Source organism: Dactylosporangium sp. NPDC049525, assembly GCF_040676755.1.
GTDB lineage: Bacteria > Actinomycetota > Actinomycetes > Mycobacteriales > Micromonosporaceae > Dactylosporangium.
In genome coordinates this window covers 24,764-40,186 of sequence record NZ_JBFAPO010000081.1, presented here as the reverse complement: position 1 = coordinate 40,186, position 15,423 = coordinate 24,764, and the positions used below count along the sequence as shown (strand labels likewise).

At 69.1% G+C, this 15,423-nt stretch carries 13 protein-coding genes and 1 pseudogene; 8 read left to right on the top strand and 6 right to left on the bottom strand.

What is annotated here, in order from left to right:
- Positions 1-149: 149 nt before the first annotated feature.
- Positions 150-653, bottom strand: coding sequence for a tyrosine-type recombinase/integrase (locus AB0K00_RS52330; protein WP_363538345.1), 504 nt, complete (start codon positions 651-653; stop codon positions 150-152).
- 140 nt (positions 654-793) lie between these two features.
- A pseudogene (locus AB0K00_RS52325) lies at positions 794-1,066 on the bottom strand (hypothetical protein); the annotation flags it as partial.
- Positions 1,067-1,962: 896 nt separating this feature from the next.
- On the opposite strand from AB0K00_RS52325, the gene AB0K00_RS52320 reads away from it, so the two are divergent.
- Both AB0K00_RS52320 and AB0K00_RS52315 read left to right on the top strand, forming a co-directional pair.
- On the top strand, positions 1,963-2,325 hold the full coding sequence (locus tag AB0K00_RS52320; protein ID WP_363538342.1) for a hypothetical protein: 363 nt from the start codon (positions 1,963-1,965) through the stop codon (positions 2,323-2,325).
- A gap of 7 nt (positions 2,326-2,332) precedes the next feature.
- Positions 2,333-2,890 carry a tetratricopeptide repeat protein gene (locus AB0K00_RS52315; protein WP_363538341.1) on the top strand — a complete coding sequence of 186 codons (558 nt, stop codon included), beginning with the start codon at positions 2,333-2,335 and terminating at the stop codon, positions 2,888-2,890.
- 273 nt (positions 2,891-3,163) lie between these two features.
- Here the strand turns inward: AB0K00_RS52315 and AB0K00_RS52310 are convergent, their stop codons facing one another.
- Positions 3,164-3,823, bottom strand: a complete 660-nt coding sequence (locus AB0K00_RS52310; protein WP_363538340.1) for an HD domain-containing protein — start codon at positions 3,821-3,823, stop codon at positions 3,164-3,166.
- Positions 3,824-4,068: 245 nt separating this feature from the next.
- Between AB0K00_RS52310 and AB0K00_RS52305 the strand changes: the two genes are divergently transcribed.
- The 6 genes from AB0K00_RS52305 to AB0K00_RS52280 all read left to right on the top strand — a co-directional run bounded on the left by AB0K00_RS52305 (position 4,069) and on the right by AB0K00_RS52280 (position 10,683).
- The gene (locus tag AB0K00_RS52305) at positions 4,069-5,511 is read left to right on the top strand and encodes an IS110 family transposase (RefSeq protein ID WP_363538339.1); all 1,443 of its coding nucleotides are present in this window, start codon (positions 4,069-4,071) and stop codon (positions 5,509-5,511) included.
- On the top strand, positions 5,397-6,296 hold the full coding sequence (locus AB0K00_RS52300) for a DUF1152 domain-containing protein (RefSeq protein WP_363538344.1): 900 nt from the start codon (positions 5,397-5,399) through the stop codon (positions 6,294-6,296). Before AB0K00_RS52305 ends, AB0K00_RS52300 begins: the two co-directional genes overlap by 115 nt.
- Positions 6,297-6,828: 532 nt before the next feature.
- On the top strand, positions 6,829-8,418 hold the full coding sequence (locus AB0K00_RS52295) for an NAD(P)/FAD-dependent oxidoreductase (protein WP_363538338.1): 1,590 nt from the start codon (positions 6,829-6,831) through the stop codon (positions 8,416-8,418).
- 512 nt (positions 8,419-8,930) lie between these two features.
- On the top strand, positions 8,931-9,347 hold the full coding sequence (locus AB0K00_RS52290; RefSeq protein ID WP_363538337.1) for a transposase: 417 nt from the start codon (positions 8,931-8,933) through the stop codon (positions 9,345-9,347).
- Between the two features lie 445 nt (positions 9,348-9,792).
- Positions 9,793-10,290, top strand: coding sequence for a nuclear transport factor 2 family protein (locus AB0K00_RS52285; protein ID WP_363538336.1), 498 nt, complete (start codon positions 9,793-9,795; stop codon positions 10,288-10,290).
- A gap of 234 nt (positions 10,291-10,524) precedes the next feature.
- Positions 10,525-10,683, top strand: coding sequence for a hypothetical protein (locus AB0K00_RS52280; RefSeq protein ID WP_363538335.1), 159 nt, complete (start codon positions 10,525-10,527; stop codon positions 10,681-10,683).
- Between the two features lie 153 nt (positions 10,684-10,836).
- Here AB0K00_RS52280 and AB0K00_RS52275 read toward each other — a convergent pair whose 3' ends face one another.
- Genes AB0K00_RS52275 through AB0K00_RS52265 form a run of 3 tightly spaced genes read right to left on the bottom strand, consistent with a single transcriptional unit; the run spans position 10,837 to position 15,398 of the window.
- The gene (locus AB0K00_RS52275) at positions 10,837-13,014 is read right to left on the bottom strand and encodes a TIM-barrel domain-containing protein (RefSeq protein ID WP_363538334.1); all 2,178 of its coding nucleotides are present in this window, start codon (positions 13,012-13,014) and stop codon (positions 10,837-10,839) included.
- Positions 13,011-14,081 carry a glycoside hydrolase family 15 protein gene (locus tag AB0K00_RS52270; RefSeq protein ID WP_363538333.1) on the bottom strand — a complete coding sequence of 357 codons (1,071 nt, stop codon included), beginning with the start codon at positions 14,079-14,081 and terminating at the stop codon, positions 13,011-13,013. Before AB0K00_RS52270 ends, AB0K00_RS52275 begins: the two co-directional genes overlap by 4 nt.
- 39 nt (positions 14,082-14,120) lie before the next feature.
- Positions 14,121-15,398, bottom strand: coding sequence for a sugar ABC transporter substrate-binding protein (locus AB0K00_RS52265; protein WP_363538332.1), 1,278 nt, complete (start codon positions 15,396-15,398; stop codon positions 14,121-14,123).
- Between the last annotated feature and the right edge of the window lie 25 nt (positions 15,399-15,423).

Here is a 15,423-nt window from a genome sequence, read left to right as displayed (position 1 = left end):
GCGACTCTGCAATCCAGCGCGGCCAGCTCAATCCCGACAGCCGGCACTTCGGAGAAGCCACTTCCCGGACCCGCCAGAACCCACTCTAGAACACCGCTCCTGGCCGCCTCTTGACATAGAGGGGTGCCAAAGTCGTGAGCCGATGGTGGTTACGTGCCCGATGCCATGTAGGCAGCGAGGATGTAGTTCGGGTGTCGGTCGAGGTTGTTGCGGGCTCGGTCGTACCGCATCGTCGTTCGCGGGTCGGCGTGGCGGGCGGCGATCTGGACGTCGCGGAGACTCACGCCGGCGTCGAGCATGGTCGTGACGAACGTATGCCGCAGCATGTGCGGGTGCATCCTCGGCATCCGCACGCCGGCGGTGGCGGCCAGGTGCTTGAGCCGGCGCGTCGCGGCGTGCCGGTCCATGCGGGTGCCGAGGGTGCTGCGCAGGATCGGCCCGTCGGCGCGGCCGTCGACGGCACGTTCGATCGCTCGGGCCACTGCCGGTGGCAGCGGGATGAGGACGACCCTGCCGCCTTTGCCTCGTACCCGCAGGACTCGGTGGCCGTGTTCCTCGCGAGGTCGCTGATGCTGGCTGCGCAGGTTTCGAAGATTCGTAACCCGAGCAGGCCGAGCAGCGCGATCAGGGCGAAGTCGTTCGGGTTGGCCGATAGCCGCGCAGTCGCGATCAGGGCTTCGAACTGCAGATGCCCCAGGCCGAGAGTTGGCGACTCGGCGGGCACGGTGGGCCGGCGGACGTAATCGGCGGGTGAGTGCGGCAGGATGCCGTCGATGACGCAGACCCGGTAGAAGCCGACCACCACCGACAGCCGGCGCGACACCGTCGAGGGCTGGTATCGGCGCTCGTCCTGCAGCCAGCGCAGGTACCGCTCAACGTCCACTCTGACCGCGGCGAGCGGATCGAGATCCTGGTCGGCGCACCAGCGCAGGAAGACTCGCAGGTCCGACTCGCTGTGCAGCCGGGTCTGACCGCGGTAGCGGCCGAGGTACGCGGCGGTCGCCGCACGCAGGACGAGCTCGTTCGGGGACCCGCCGCTGACGGCTGGGACGGTGATGGCAGCCATACATCACCGTGCGTCACCCGCAGCGATGAACACCAGTACGCTCGCTGCGGCCATGTGCGGATGCCATGATCGGGTGCTTCGCGGAGATTCGCGCGCTCAACGCGCAGTCGGTGAGCGCGCTGCGGGACGGTCGGGCGGCAGGTTCGGACGTCTCCGGCGCAATGCCCTGCGGGGCTCCTAAGTAGCCTTCGTGTCGGATGACGTGTCCGTCGGGCGGCTAACACAGACCGCATCGCCATCGACCCAGACATGTTCGCTGGGCCTCAATAGTCCTTGCCCTGAGTCCATGGATCCAGGACCTGGGCGCCTGTGTACTGACCCGCTAGCGTGGCTAGCATGGCCTCGATTCGCACCCGCGCCTGGCGTATCCGGGTCCGCGACGTTCAGGTCACCGCCGGCTCGCAGACCAGCTGAGGCGTGTGGACAGCTGGCTGGGCCTCGTCGGCCACTGGGGTCCGTGGAAGGCATTGAGGACTGCCAGGTGGGCGAAGCGCAGGCGACATATCCTCCGACTCAGCGCTGGACTCCTTACCATGGATACCTATTGCTGTGGAACGACGACGGCTGCCTCGAAGTGGTCCTAATCCGTTCTGCCTCGACCCCAGAAGAGTGGATCTTCCTAATGCGGCAACCCTCTGGATTCCAAACGGTTACATTTCGGCGTATATCTACCGCACTCGTTGGTGTGGCTGTTGCCTCGACCGTCGCAGGCTTCGCTGGTTGGATTCCAAAGGAAATTGCGACAATTCTTGTCGGCACGTGCCTGCTTCCCTCGATATATTTCGCAGCAAGCAGGACCAAGAAAGAGTGACCTAGGATCAGAAGTCTCTGCGCCGAGCTGCAGCTGTGCGCCGACCGCGGCGCCCGCTGTGCCGGCGGGCGCTAGGCTGTCGGTCGTGTCGTCAACGGGTGCACTGGCCTTTGCCCAAGTGATGGCTCATTGCGGTGGTTCGCCCGCCGCAGCGGTGAGCTTCATCGTGCGGGCGGTCGTCGCCGATCCGCGCGACCCCGCGCCGTACTCGGCGCTGGAGGAGCTGCGGCACGAGTTGCCCACCGAAGTCGCGGCCGTCGTCGTGACAGCGAACACCGTCGGACCGATGTTGGCCCGTGCCTACCTGTCGTTTCTCGACGGCGACATGGACGAGGCCGCGATGTCGCTGGGGGCGGTCACCGGCTACCAGCCGGACGTGTCGTGTGCGTCCGCCATGGTTCGGCGGCGAGCGACTCCTTGGTGCCGTGACCCCGGCCGCCCTCGCTGAGGCGACGATGCGCATCCGCGATTACGGTTACGATTGCGACCTCGACACCGATGCCGTCCGTGCGTGCCTGGCCCCGTGGTTCCATGCGATCGAGGCGGTCTGCGACCGAGACGCGAACCCCGACACTATGGCCCGCATGGCAATCTTGCTGCGGGCCTGCGGCCGCACCTATTACGCGTCGTTTGCGCTGTGCAACCGCGCCGACGCCGTGCAGCGCGTCATGTTCACCCAGGTGGTCCGCGCAGGCACGTGGCGCCATGTCGGCAACCGCGCCGAGACGGCCGCGGTCTTCCGGCGCGCTCTAGCGCTCGAACCCGCCAACTGGTCGCTGTACCTCGACCTAGCCGACCTGGCCGCCGCGGAAGGCGACTTCACCGAAGCCGCAGCGCTGGCCACGCGCGGCGAAGAACTCGAGCCGGACGACGTCACGATGCGGGCGACCGCCGCCGCGTACCGTGCCCGCTCGACGGGCTCCCTCGCCGACCTCGACACGCTCACCGATCTGGCTCCGCGACTGCCCGAACCCTACGGCCGGACGCTCATCGGGCACGCACACGGCACCTGAGGCGTCGTCACGGATCTCAATATTCTTGCGTGCCCGCATCACCACGGCGAAACGCGGCACCTCGAGTTTGGTCGGCCTCGCCAGTCGCTTAATCTCGACGAATCGTGACGACAGTACGCCGGCAGTCGACACAAGCGAGCACGGCGCCTGTTGTTGGATGCACCGGGCCACCGCCACGAAGCGTGACGATGTCCGTATATCGGCCGCGCGCGACTGGCGGCATGACAGTGCACGTGATCTCGCGGTGGTTGCTCGCCTCGGCAGGGAACGTTGTCAGATTTGGATTGGGTAGGTGGACTGGAAGGCCAGGCGTTGGTCTGCGTCGGTGGCGAGATCGTCGAGGATTTCGTCGAGGCTGAGGAATGCCTGCCATCTTGGTTGGCTTGTTGCTGCGGCGATCTGGTCGACGATGAGGTCTTCCAGGTCGGTTACGCGCTGACCTTTCCAGATCTTGTCGGCCAAGCTGACGAGCAGGTCGTCGATGGGCCGGTCTGGAGCACTCCAGGTGCCGTGGGTGCCGGCGAAGCGGGCGAGCCGGTCGGGTACGTCGTGGGCGAGCAGCAGCGCGTGGCCGGCTGGTTCGTGTGCCGATCCGGGGCCGGTCAATTCGGTGGGGTGGGCGACTTTGCCGATGTCGTGGGTGGCTGCGCCGAACAGGACGGCAGCTCGGTCGAACGCCAGGTCGGGGTGACGACGTTCGAGTGCCACGGTGAGCGTGGTGGCGACGTCGTGGACCAGACGCAGGTGTGCCGCCAGGCGAGGCTGCGCGTGCAGCTCGTCGAGGAGCCGGGTCGCCTCGACCGGCAGTTCCCGCAGCGGCAGCCGCTCGGTGCGGTCGGTGAGCGCACCGCGCAGGGCAGGCGAGATCATGATGCCAACAGTAGCCATGGCGGCCGGACAACAAGAGCGCCGATGATCATCGGCGTAGTCCATACTCCCGCACCAATCGCGGCTACTTGTTGACTGGACCTACGACCGTAGCCCGGCCAGGCTTGGTCGAGGTGACCGGTGGGGTCGCTCGTATTGCGGCTGCCCACAGTCGTTCAGTGTGGCTCTCATCTGGCGTGCGTCCTGCCGGTCACCGTGGCGCGGAGAGGCTCCAGAGGGGTCTGCCCAGCTCGAAGTAGCGCTGCCCTCCTCGCCAATCGCACCTCGGATCGACCGAGCAGGAGGACGGCATGGCACAAGTGATCATCGGCATGGACCCGCACAAGCGGTCCGCGACCATCGAGATCATCACCAGCCGGGAGAAGATCCTGGCACAGGGCCGGTTCGGCACCGACCGCGACGGCTACGCCGCGATGCTCAAGACCGGCCGTCAGCACAAGGACCGGGTCTGGGCGGTCGAGGGCTGCAACGGCATCGGCCGGCACATCGCCCAGCGCCTCGTCGCCGACGGCGAGACCGTCCTGGACGTGCCGGCGAAACTGTCCGCGCGGGCCCGGCTGTTCGACACCGCTCAGGCCCGCAAGACCGACCCGGCCGACGCGCACTGCGTCGCCGTCGCCGCCCTGCGCACGACCGGGTTGCGGCAGGTCACCGTCGATGACACCACCGTGGCGTTGAAATTGCTCGTCGACCGTCGTGACGCTCTGGGCCGGGCCCGGACCGAGGCACTCAACCGACTGCACCAACTGCTGCTGGAGCTCGTGCCTGGTGGGGCGAAGCAGTTCCTGTCCGCGCCGCAGGCCCGGACGCTGCTCAACACCGTGCGGCCTCGCGACATCGTGGGACGCACCCGCCGGCAGTTGGCCTCCGAACTGATCACCGAGGTCGCCGTCATCGACAAGAAAATCAAGACCGCGAATGCACAACTCACCGAACTCGTCGATGCCACCGGCAGCACTCTGCAGCGACTGCACGGCATCGGACCATCCGGCGCCGCCCGGCTGCTGGGCGATATCGGCGACGTCGACCGGTTCGCCAGCCGGGACCACTTCGCGTCCTGGAACGGCACCGCACCCATCGATGCGTCCTCCGGCGACCAGCACCGCCATCGGCTGTCGAGGGCCGGGAACCGGCGCATCAACCGGGTCCTGCACATCATGGCCGTCGTCCAACTGCGCAACGACACCGAAGGCCGCGCCTACTACCGACGCAAGCTCGCCGCGGGCAAGAGCCCGATGGAGGCATGCGCGCCCTCAAACGCCGACTGTCCAATGTGGTCTACCAGCAGATGGTCGAGGACGCCAAACAGGTCAGGACGGGCACGGGAGGGCAAGCGGGAGCGACTCTGCAATCCAGCGCGGCCGGCTCAATCCCGACAGCCGGCACTTCGGAGAAGCCACTTCCCGGACCCGCCACCACCCACTCTAGAACACCCGTCCTCGCCGCCCCTTGACACAGAGGGGTGCCAGATGAGCGCGCCGGTCGGTGGTCGAGCCTCGTGCCCGCCGAGGTGGCCCCGGAGTCGCACTTTCGGCGGGTCCATTCGAGAATCCCTTCCATGGGACCCTCGCTTGCCACGCCTCCACTGTTCGCGGCACTCGAACCGGCGCGACGAGTCCTGCTGGCCGGGGCGGGCGGCGGATTTGACGTGTACGCCGGGCTGCCGCTGGCGCTTGCGTTGTGGGAACGGAACGTCGAGGTGCACCTGGCCAATTTGTCGTTCGCGTCGTTGACGCTCGTGCCAGAGGAAGGGTGGTTGGAGTCGAACGTCGCTGCCGTCACGCCGGACGTCGCCCGGCATGTCTCGTACTTCCCGGAGCTCACTCTCGCGCACTGGCTGGCCGAGCAGGGACTGCCGTCGACGGTGTACGCCCTGCGCCGCACCGGGGTGCAGCCGCTGCGCGCCGCGTACCGCAAGCTCGTCTCCTTCTTGGGCGTGGATGCGATCGTCCTGATCGACGGGGGCACCGACATCCTGCTTCGCGGTGACGAGTCAAGGCTGGGTACCCCGGTCGAGGACATCGGCAGCCTCGCAGCGGTGGCCGGACTTGACGTACCGATCAAACTTGTCACGTGCCTAGGCTTCGGGATCGACGCCTTCCACGGCGTGAACCATGTCCAGGTCCTGGAAAATCTTGCGGCGCTTGACCGCGGCGGCGGCTATCTCGGCGCGCTGTCCATCCCCAGTGGGAGCCGCGAGGCGGCCCTGTACCGCGACGCTGTGGCGGCCGCGCAAGCCGCGACGCCGCAGCGGCCGAGCATCGTCAACGGCCAGATCGCCGCGGCGTTGAGCGGCGACGCCGGCGAAACCGCGTTCACCCGCCGCCTGTCCGGGCCCACGTTGTTCGTGAACCCGCTGATGGCGGTCTATTTTACCGTCGATCTCATGGCGCTCGCAGCCGCTTGCCAGTACCTGGACCACCTGGAGGAGACGGTCACGGTCCGGGAGATCGAGGTCCAGATCGAGCACTTCCGCAGCGGCGTCCACAGGCGCACCCCCAGGGTCTTCCCGCACTAGAGGCTCGCGGTGATCCGGCACCACGGCCGACTTGAACCGACCGCTTACAGTGGCCGCAACGCCTGACCATTATCGCGCCGACATGAGGCGGCCCCCGGTCAGCGGCGGACACGCGAACGGCGCCGGAGCACCGTTCCCCATGATCGCAGGATCTGTTTCGACGCAACGCGACGTCCGCACATCGGCACGAGCGAGCATGAGCGGCGCCGAGCCGCTGCCACACAGCGTGACGACCTTCGTGTCGGCCGCCGCGCGAGACCTGCGGCAAATCAGTGCACGTGATTCAGGATTGACTGAGGACACACTCTTGGGTCGCCGCAGGGCCCGGGTCTCGGCACACGGGACGCCGGGTAAGTAGAACGCGAGCCAGCTGCTAGCGGCGATGACCGGGCCAGTTGCCGGGCGGCAGCTGGAACAGGAGCGAACGGCCATGCGAGCTCCAACCTCTCGACCATGGCGCAACATACCTGGAGCCGTATCCCACCCGCCAAGGTTGACGCCCGGGTACGGAGCGGACGCGAGCCTGGTAGCTGTGGAGTACGACGCGGTCGTGATCGGGGCGGGGCACAACGGGCTCATCGCTGCCGTGAGGCTCGCGGAGGCGGGGTGGTCGGTGCTGGTTCTGGAGCAGGCGCGCCAGCCGGGCGGGGCGGTGCTCAGCGAGGAATTGACGCTTCCCGGGTTCACCCACGATGTGTTCTCCACCAACCAGAATCTGCTGCTCGGCTCGCCGTTCTACGCCGAGCACGCGAGTGCCCTGGCACAGCACGGATTGCGGTACGCCGTGGGGAACAGACCCTACGCCAACGCGTTTCCGGACGGCACCGCACTCGGCGTGGAACAGGATCCGGACCGGACCCTCAACGGTTTGGCCCAGCGCGACAGCGGCGACGCGGACGGCTGGTTGCGGCTGCAACGGCTCTACGACCAATACAGCAGCACACTATTCGGGTTGTACTCGGCGCCCGTGCCATCGATGGCGATGGCGTCGGCGGCGACGCGGGCGGCGCTGCGGCTGCGGCCTGCCGGGTTCGTCCGGCTTGTGCAGTTGCTGCTCAGCTCGACGCGGGAACTGGGCGATACCTTCTTCGCCACACCAGAAGCGAAGGCCATGGCGGCGTGCTGGGGCATGCACCTCGACTTCGGCCCCGACGTCGCCGGCGGCGCCATGTTCCCGTTCCTCGAACTGTTCACCGACCAGCGCCAGGGCATGTCGATCGTCGAGGGCGGCGCCTCCGGCCTGATTGCCGCGCTCGCCGGGCTGCTTCACCAGCACGGCGGGGAGCTGCGTACCGAGGCCGCGGTGCGCCGGATCATCACGTCGGGAGGCACGGCCCGGCAGGTGGAGCTCGCCGACGGGCAGCGGATTGCGGCCCGGCGTGCCATCATCGCCGGCACCACACCGACGGCCCTGTTCGGTGAGCTGCTCGATCGCGCGCCGGCCGGTGTGCGTCGCGATGCCGCCCGGTTCACGTACGGGCCGGGGACAATGATGGTGCACCTGGCGCTCGACGGCCCCGTGCCGTGGCGAGCCGGGCCGGCGCTCGCCGGCCACGCCTACGTCCACATCGGACCGTACGTCGAGGACCTGGCCCGCACGTACACCGCCGCGCTCAACGGACTGCTGCCACGCGATCCGATGCTGGTGTGCGCCCAGACGTCCGTCGTGGACCCGACCCGGGCGCCGGCTGGCAAGCACGTGCTGTGGATCCAGGTTCGCACACTGCCGCCGCAGATCCGCGGCGACGACGCCGGCGAGCTCGCCGTGACGAACTGGGACGAGGCCGCCGAGCCGTACGCCGAGCGCGTCCTGGACCGCCTGGAGACCTACGCACCGGGCCTGCGCCAACGGATCCTCGGCCGTGCGGTGCTCAGCCCGATGGACTTGCAGCGGCGCAATCCCAACCTGGTCGGCGGCGACAGCATTGCCGGCTCGATGCACCTGCGGCAGAACTTCGCGCTCCGGCCGTTCCCGGGCATGTCCCGTTACAAGACACCGATCCAGCACCTGTACCTGATCGGAGCGTCCACCTGGCCGGGCGGCGGCGTCAACGGCCTGTCCGGCGACCACGTCGCCCGCCATCTGACCCGCCGAACACGTCAGCGGCGCGGCGCCGAGTAGCAGCCGCCTCCCGGAGATACATCAGCGCTGCCTTGCGCGTGGCCGTGTCAGTAGCGGTCAGGCCGCGGAGGTGCTGCGGGGTGTCGGACACGTTCCGTACGCATGCACCAACCGATTCCAGGCAACATCATCCAGAGCTTCGAACGACCACACCGCGAGGTCACAACCTTCCGCCAGCGGGGCCGTAACGGACTCTCGCCCAGCCGGTGCTGCCGAGCGCCAGGTCGGCCGATCCCCACGCAAGATCGAACGCACTGTCATCGGCTACTTGTTTAATTTGATCTACGACCTCAGCCCGGCCAGGCTGGGTCGAGGTGACCAGCGGGTTGCTCTCATCATCGGCTGTCCACAGCAGTTGGGTGTGACTCTCATTTGGCCTGCGCCCGCTGGCCACCGTGGCCGGGAGCGGCTCAAGAGGGGTTTGCCCAGCTCGAAGTAGCGTTGCCCTCCTCGCCGATCGTCCACAGTGCACGAACGAGGAGGCGGAGCGGATGAGTCGCGTGGTGATCGGAATGGACCCGCATAAGCGGTCAGCCACGACCGAGGTGATCGACGAACGCGAACAGGTCCTGGCGAAGGGCCGGTACGGCACGGATACCGGCGGCTACACGCGGATGCTCGAGGCCGGCCGTCGGTTCGCGGACCGAACGTGGGCGGTGGAGGGCTGCGCCGGGATCGGCCGGCACGTTGCCCAGCGCCTCCTCGCCGATGGTGAGACCGTCATCGACGTGCCGGCCAAGTTGTCAGCACGGGTGCGGGTGTTCGACACCGGGCAAGGGCGCAAGACCGACCCGGTCGACGCGCACAGCGTTGCCGTGGCCGGCCTGCGCAGCCCAGCACTGCGCCAGGTCCAAGCCGACGACACGGCTGTCGTGCTGCGCTTGCTGGTGCAGGAACGCGGGGATCGGACGACTCCAGCGTCCGGGTGATTGACGGAAGAGCCATATCGCACCTGGCACGGTTCCCGCGGCTTGCCGCATCCGGCCCCGCGGAGTGGCGCGCTGGTCGGGCCGGCCGGATCTCCCACCGCCCGGCGCGACCCCGGCGCACCAGGGCGCCAGGGTGTGCGGCGTGGATGGTGCTGAGCCCCGGCGACGATCTCGCTGAGGACCACCCGGCAGCACCACCACCGCCGTCCTCATCACCATCGACCCGGACACCGGCGCGCAGGACGTCGACATGCTGCGGCGCGTCCGCCGCCGGTTCGGCCACCGGCTCGGCATCGACTGCCGGGTCATCCGGCCCGGGCTCGTCCAGGTCGGCGATTCGGTCACATTGATGGCCGGCGCCACCGAACCAGACCGTGTCGGCGGCTGGATTGTGGGTAGGCCCTACCACCGCCCATCTCAAACCCGCAGATCTACCGGAGGAACCATGACCGCCCGGCCACCGCTACCACCGTTCACTCTGGAGACCGCGCTCGCCAAGGTCCAGGCCGCCGAGGACGCCTGGAACACCCGCGACCCCGAACGCGTCGCCCTCGCCTACACCGAGGACTCGAGCTGGCGCAACCGCGACCAATTCCTGACCGGCCGGGCCGCGATCGTCGAGTTCCTGCACGCCAAATGGCAGCGCGAACTCGACTACGCCCTGCGCAAGGAGCTGTGGAGCTTCCACGGCAACCGGATCGCCGTACGGTTCCAGTACGAGTCCCGCGACAGCACCGGCCAGTGGTGGCGCAGCTACGGCAACGAACTGTGGGAGTTCACCGACGACGGGCTCATGTGCCGCCGCGAGGCCAGCATCAACGACGTTCGCATCGCGGCGGCCGAACGCCGCATCTTCGGTCCCCGCCCGGCCCACCGCCGGGACGACCCGCCATCGCCGCATCCGTGGACGATCGGCGGTCTCGACGACACACCCAACGGTTAGCGTGGGCCGCATACAGGTACGGATCGCCCGCCAGGCCGAGCAACTCGCAACTGTGGAGGGTTTCTACCGCGACCGCCTCGGCCTGCTCGGGATCGACCGCTTCACAACCATGACGGCTACGACGGCGTGATGCTCAACCTACCGGGCACCGCCACGTGTCCGGGTCTGTCAAACGAACGGCACCTCTCTGTGTCAAGTGGTCGGCGACAGAGAGGTTTCCAACGTTGTTGGGTCGTGGCCGAGACGCTCGGCCATCTCCGCGATGCCGTACCCGAGGTCCAGCAGATTCGAGGCAACCAGGTGCCGGATCTGATGCGGTCCGAGCCGGGCGGACCTGTGGTGACCGCGAGCTGGTTGAACCGGTCCGTGACGTTCTCCGGACGCAGCGGCTGACCGTGCCGGCCGGCGAACATGAAGCCGGACACCAACGCCGCCCTCCTGCCGTTCGAGCGGGATCGGTCAGCTTGCGCGGCTCTCCCGGCCGCGGCTCGCACGCACTGCTGTAGGCGGGCCCTGAGGAAGATCAGGCGGCGTGGCGCGGCCGGGTCAACCGGAGGTGAACAGGCCGCGATGGCGTTCCGCTGTTTCCAGGCGGCACCAGACCGGGATCTCGTCGACCGGGGCCGGGACCTCCACCTCGCTGGCGCCGTCGAGCACCTGATGGGTCCGCAGGTCCAGCCAGCGTCCCGGCGGCAGGTAGGCCGACCGGGTCGTCGCGCCCTCCGCGACCACTGGGGCGACCAGTAGGTCGTCGCCGAGCAGGTAGTCGTACGGGTGCTGCCACGCGCGGGGGTCGTCCGGCGCGACCAGGCACACCGACCGCAGCAGCGGCCAGCCGGTCTCGATCGCCCGGGCCGCCGAGGACGCGAGGTAGGGCACCAGCCGCTCACGCAGGTGCGCGTACCGGCGGAACACCGGCAGCACCCGGGGGTCGCCGGTCTGCGCGGCGATGTTCCAGGGGGTGCGGTCGCGGGACGGGGTGCGGTGGTGGTTGTACTCCGAGTGGTACTGCATGATCGGCAGGAGTGCCGACATCGCCGTGGCCCGCAGGTACAGCTCGGCGGAGGGGACCGGTCCGGAGAATCCGGCCAGGTCCCAGCCCCAGTAGACGATCCCGCATGCCGCCGCGGTGAGGCCAGCCTGCAGCGAGGACCGCATCGCCTCCCACGTGGAGTCCTCGTCGCCCGCCCAGAACAAGCCGTGCGCCTGCGAGCCGGTGAAGCCGGCCCGGCTGAACGTGACCGGTTCCTTGCCGCACGAGCGCAGCAAGGAACCGTACGCCGCGGCGTAGTGCACGGGGAAGCGGTTGTTGCCGGTGGCGCCGACCGAGCCGTCGGCGTAGCGCAGGTCGTGGCCCCATGCGTGTTCGCCGCCGTCCGTCTTGAACCCGTCGACCCCGACGTCTTCCACGAGGTAACGCCGCTTCGCCAGCCACCAGTTGCGCGCCTCGGGGTTCGTGAGATCCGGCATGAGGGCCGTGGGGAACCACCAGCCGCGGTTGCGGTACGGCCTGCCGTCGCCCTCGCGCACCCCGTAGCCGCGGGCGAGCATCGTAGCGGCGGCGGCGGCGCTCTGACCGGTCGGGTGGGGGCGCATCTTCTGCAGGGGGATCTGCCACAGCACGACCTTGACGCCGTCGGCGTGCAGGTCGTCGACCATGCTCTTCGGGTCGGGCCAGGCGCCGTCCGGCGGAAAGGTGAAGTCGGCCAGGCGATGCGGCCGGTCGTCGTCGTGGACCTGGTACTGCGCGTCACGGAACGCCACGAACGTCGACTCGTCGCTCCAAGCCTCGACGACCACGACCCCGACCGGGATGTCGTGCTTGCGGTGCAGCGCCATCTCGGTGGTGACTCTCTCCTGGGTGTTCCACTCGTTGCCGCTGGCCCACAGCCGGAACACCCAGTCCGGCATGGGTTCCGGCCGGCCGACCTCGCCGAGCCACACGGCAAGGACGTCGCCGGGAGAGCCGTCGTAGAAGCGCACGTCGAGGTGCCCTCCGGTGACGTCCGCCTCGATCCACAGCAGGTCGCCGACGTCGTACCAGGTCCGCTCGGCCGTGTCGACGTGAAACGCCCAGCCGTCGCCGCCGAGGACGTGCGCGAACGGCATCGGCAGGTACGTGCGCCCGGCCGAGCCCTGGCCCTTGTACTGCTCGAACACGGTCGCGTCGAGCGCGTGCCCGCGCTGGTCGAGCCGGTCGAAGCGCTCCCCGAACCCGACGACGTGCTCGCCGGCGGTGAGTCGCAGCGCGAACCGTACCCGGTGGACCCGGTCGGGATCGGCGAGCCAGGACGTGGTGCCCGGCACGAGACGGCTCGTTCCGTGGGTGGTGAGGGTGCCGCCGGTCGGCGACCAGGCCGCTGTCCGGACGTCGAACCAGCGGGTGCGGCGCGTGCGGGTTCCGTCGGTGGCGACGAACCGGTACCGGACCGGGCGGTCGGCGGGGAGCGGCGGGCTGTCGGCGGCCCAGCGGACGCTGCGGCCCCGCTGCCCGGCCGCGGCCGTGGCGAGGTGTCCTTCGGCGCCGGCCGTCGGCCCGGTCGGGGCGCCCTCGCGGCGTAGGTCGAAGGCGCCGCCGTCCCACTCGCAGCGCACGGCGGTGACGGACGCGGCGGCAGCGACGCCGAGGTTCACCGGTTCGCCGGCGAGGGGACGCACCGGCAGGCGCTGGTCGATGGACGGCTGATAGGCGTGGCCGGAGCCGAAGGGCCGGTGCCGGATCACAACGTCACCCCCAGTTCGGCGGCGAGGGACAGGTAGGCGGCGTGCGACCACAGCAGCGGGGTCGCGACCGGCCCCCACCGCTCGAGCCACTCCTGGCGTCGCTCCGGGTAGAGCAGCCGGTCGCTGACCTGTTCCGGCAGGTCGCCGTTGTCCGCGGCGGTGCCAGCGATCCAGGCGAGCTGACGGCGGGCGTCGCCGGGGCGGCCGAGCCGGAGGTACGACTGCCCGAGCAGGCCCGCGAGGACCGGCCACCGCCCGCCGCCGTAGAACACGTCGGCCCGGAACCGGTGCACGCCGCCATCGTCGAGAAGGTCGTGTTCCACGGCGGCGACCGTGCGCCGCGCCGTGGCGTCGTCCACGATCCGGAACGGGGCGACGGCGGCGAGGAGGCTGCCGTCGACGGCGGCGGAGCCGAGCCACTTGCGCAGCCGCCCGTCGACGCTGCCCTCCTCGGCGATGACCACGGCGATCGCGTCGGCGGTGGACGATGCGGTGCCGGCGTCGGTGCCGGCGAGCAGTCCGGTGCGCAGCGCCGAGCGCAGCCCTGCCTCGACCGATGCGAGCGTGGCGACGTGAACCTGCTCGGCGTGCTCCTCCCACCAGTCGTAGCAGGGCAGCCGCCACGCGGCGCAGAGGTAGCGCACGGTGAGTGCGACCGCCTCTGCGAACGCGCGGTCGGTGGCACCGGCGAGGCACCGCTCCAGCGCCCACAGCCAGGTGCCGTAGCCGTCGAGCTGGAAGTCCCACCAGGACTCGGATCCGTCGGCGCCGTCGAGCGTATAGCGGGCGGGTAGGAACCGCGCCTGGTCGATCTCCTCACCGGCGGCGAGGGCCGCGACGACCGCCTCGATCCGCCCCGCGCGGTCGGTCAGGACCCGGGCCGTCCACTCGTGGAAGGCCCGCGCCCCGTCGACGATGCCGTGTGCCCGCATGCTCTCGGCGACGAACGCGCCGTCGCGCAGCCACGCGTAGCCGTACACCGGGAAGTTCGAACAGGCCGGGTAGGCGCCGTTCGGCGCCTGCTCGCGGGTGATCACCTTGATGCTGTGCTCGACCAGGTCGCGCATCTGCTGTTCCTTACGCTGCTAGATTCGTCGTGACGCTGGCTACAGGAGTGCGGTGACCTGCTTGGCCGCGTCGTCAAGGGTCTTCTGCGGGTCCTCGCCGCCGGCCGCCTTGGTCAGGGCGTTGTTGACGATGTCCTGCATCTGCTGCTCCTTGGCGATGACCGGCAGCAGGGACTGCTTGCCCAGCGCGTCCATGACGGCCTTGCGGTTCGTCGGCGGCGTCTTGCTCAGGTAGCCGGACAGTTTCGAGGCGTCGGCGAGCGGCGGCAGCTCCCACGACGAGTTGATCCGCGCGGTCACGGTCTGATCGGACGTGGTGAGGTAGTTCAGCCAGCGGAACGCGGCGTCCTTATGGCTGCTCGTCGCCGATACCGCCACGGCGTTCTGGAACACGGCGCTGGCCTTCTGCGCGTCGCCGGGCTCGACGACCACGTCCCAGCCGAACGGCACGTCCTTGAGCGTGTCGAACTGCCAGTTCCCGTTGTGCCACATCGCGAGCTTGCCGGACTTGAACAGGTTGGTGTCGAAGTCAGGGGTGTTGCCGATCTCGGTCAGCGTCGGCATCGTGGTGCCGGACTTGCCGATGAGCCATTTCGCCGCGGCGACGCCCTGCGGGCTGTTGAACGTGGCCGACTTGCCGTCGGGGCTGAGGAACGTGCCGCCGGCCTGGTTCACGGCCTTGTAGAACTCGTAGAAGCTGACCGGCTGGAAGTCGCCGTAGACGCCCTTGGCCTTGTCGGTGAGCTTCTTCGCGGCGGCTGCCTCGTCCGACCATTTCCAGTCGGACGTGGGGTAGGCCACGCCGGCGGCGTCGAACAGCGCCTTGTTGTAGATGAGCACGACGGTCGAGAAGGACTCGGGGAGTGCGTACTGTTTGCCGCCGTGCTTGAAGGCGTCGAGCGCGGCCGGCGAGAGCACCGACGGCTGCCACGCCTTGTCGTTGGCCGCCGGGCCGGCAAGGTCGGCGAGGGAGCCGGCCTGGGCGTAGGTGACGAAGTTCTGGTAGTCCAGCTCGAAGGCGTCGGCGACGGTGCCGCCGGCGATCGAGGTCTGCAGCTGGGTGAAGTAGTCCTTGTACGGCGCCGTCTGCACGGAGATCTTGACGTCGGGGTTGGCCTTCTCGAACGCGGCGACGATGCCGTTGAGGTCGTCCAAGTGGTCGGGCGCGGCGGAGAACGTCAGGTAGCGGACGGTGGTGACGCCGCCCTCGGAGGTGTCCTTCGTGGCGGAGCCTTTGGAGCATCCGGCCAGCGCGAGGGCTGCGACGGCGATCAGAGCGGCGGCCCGGTGTAACCGGAGCCGGGGACGAGCGGACATGCTGGGCCTCACAATCGGGGTGTCT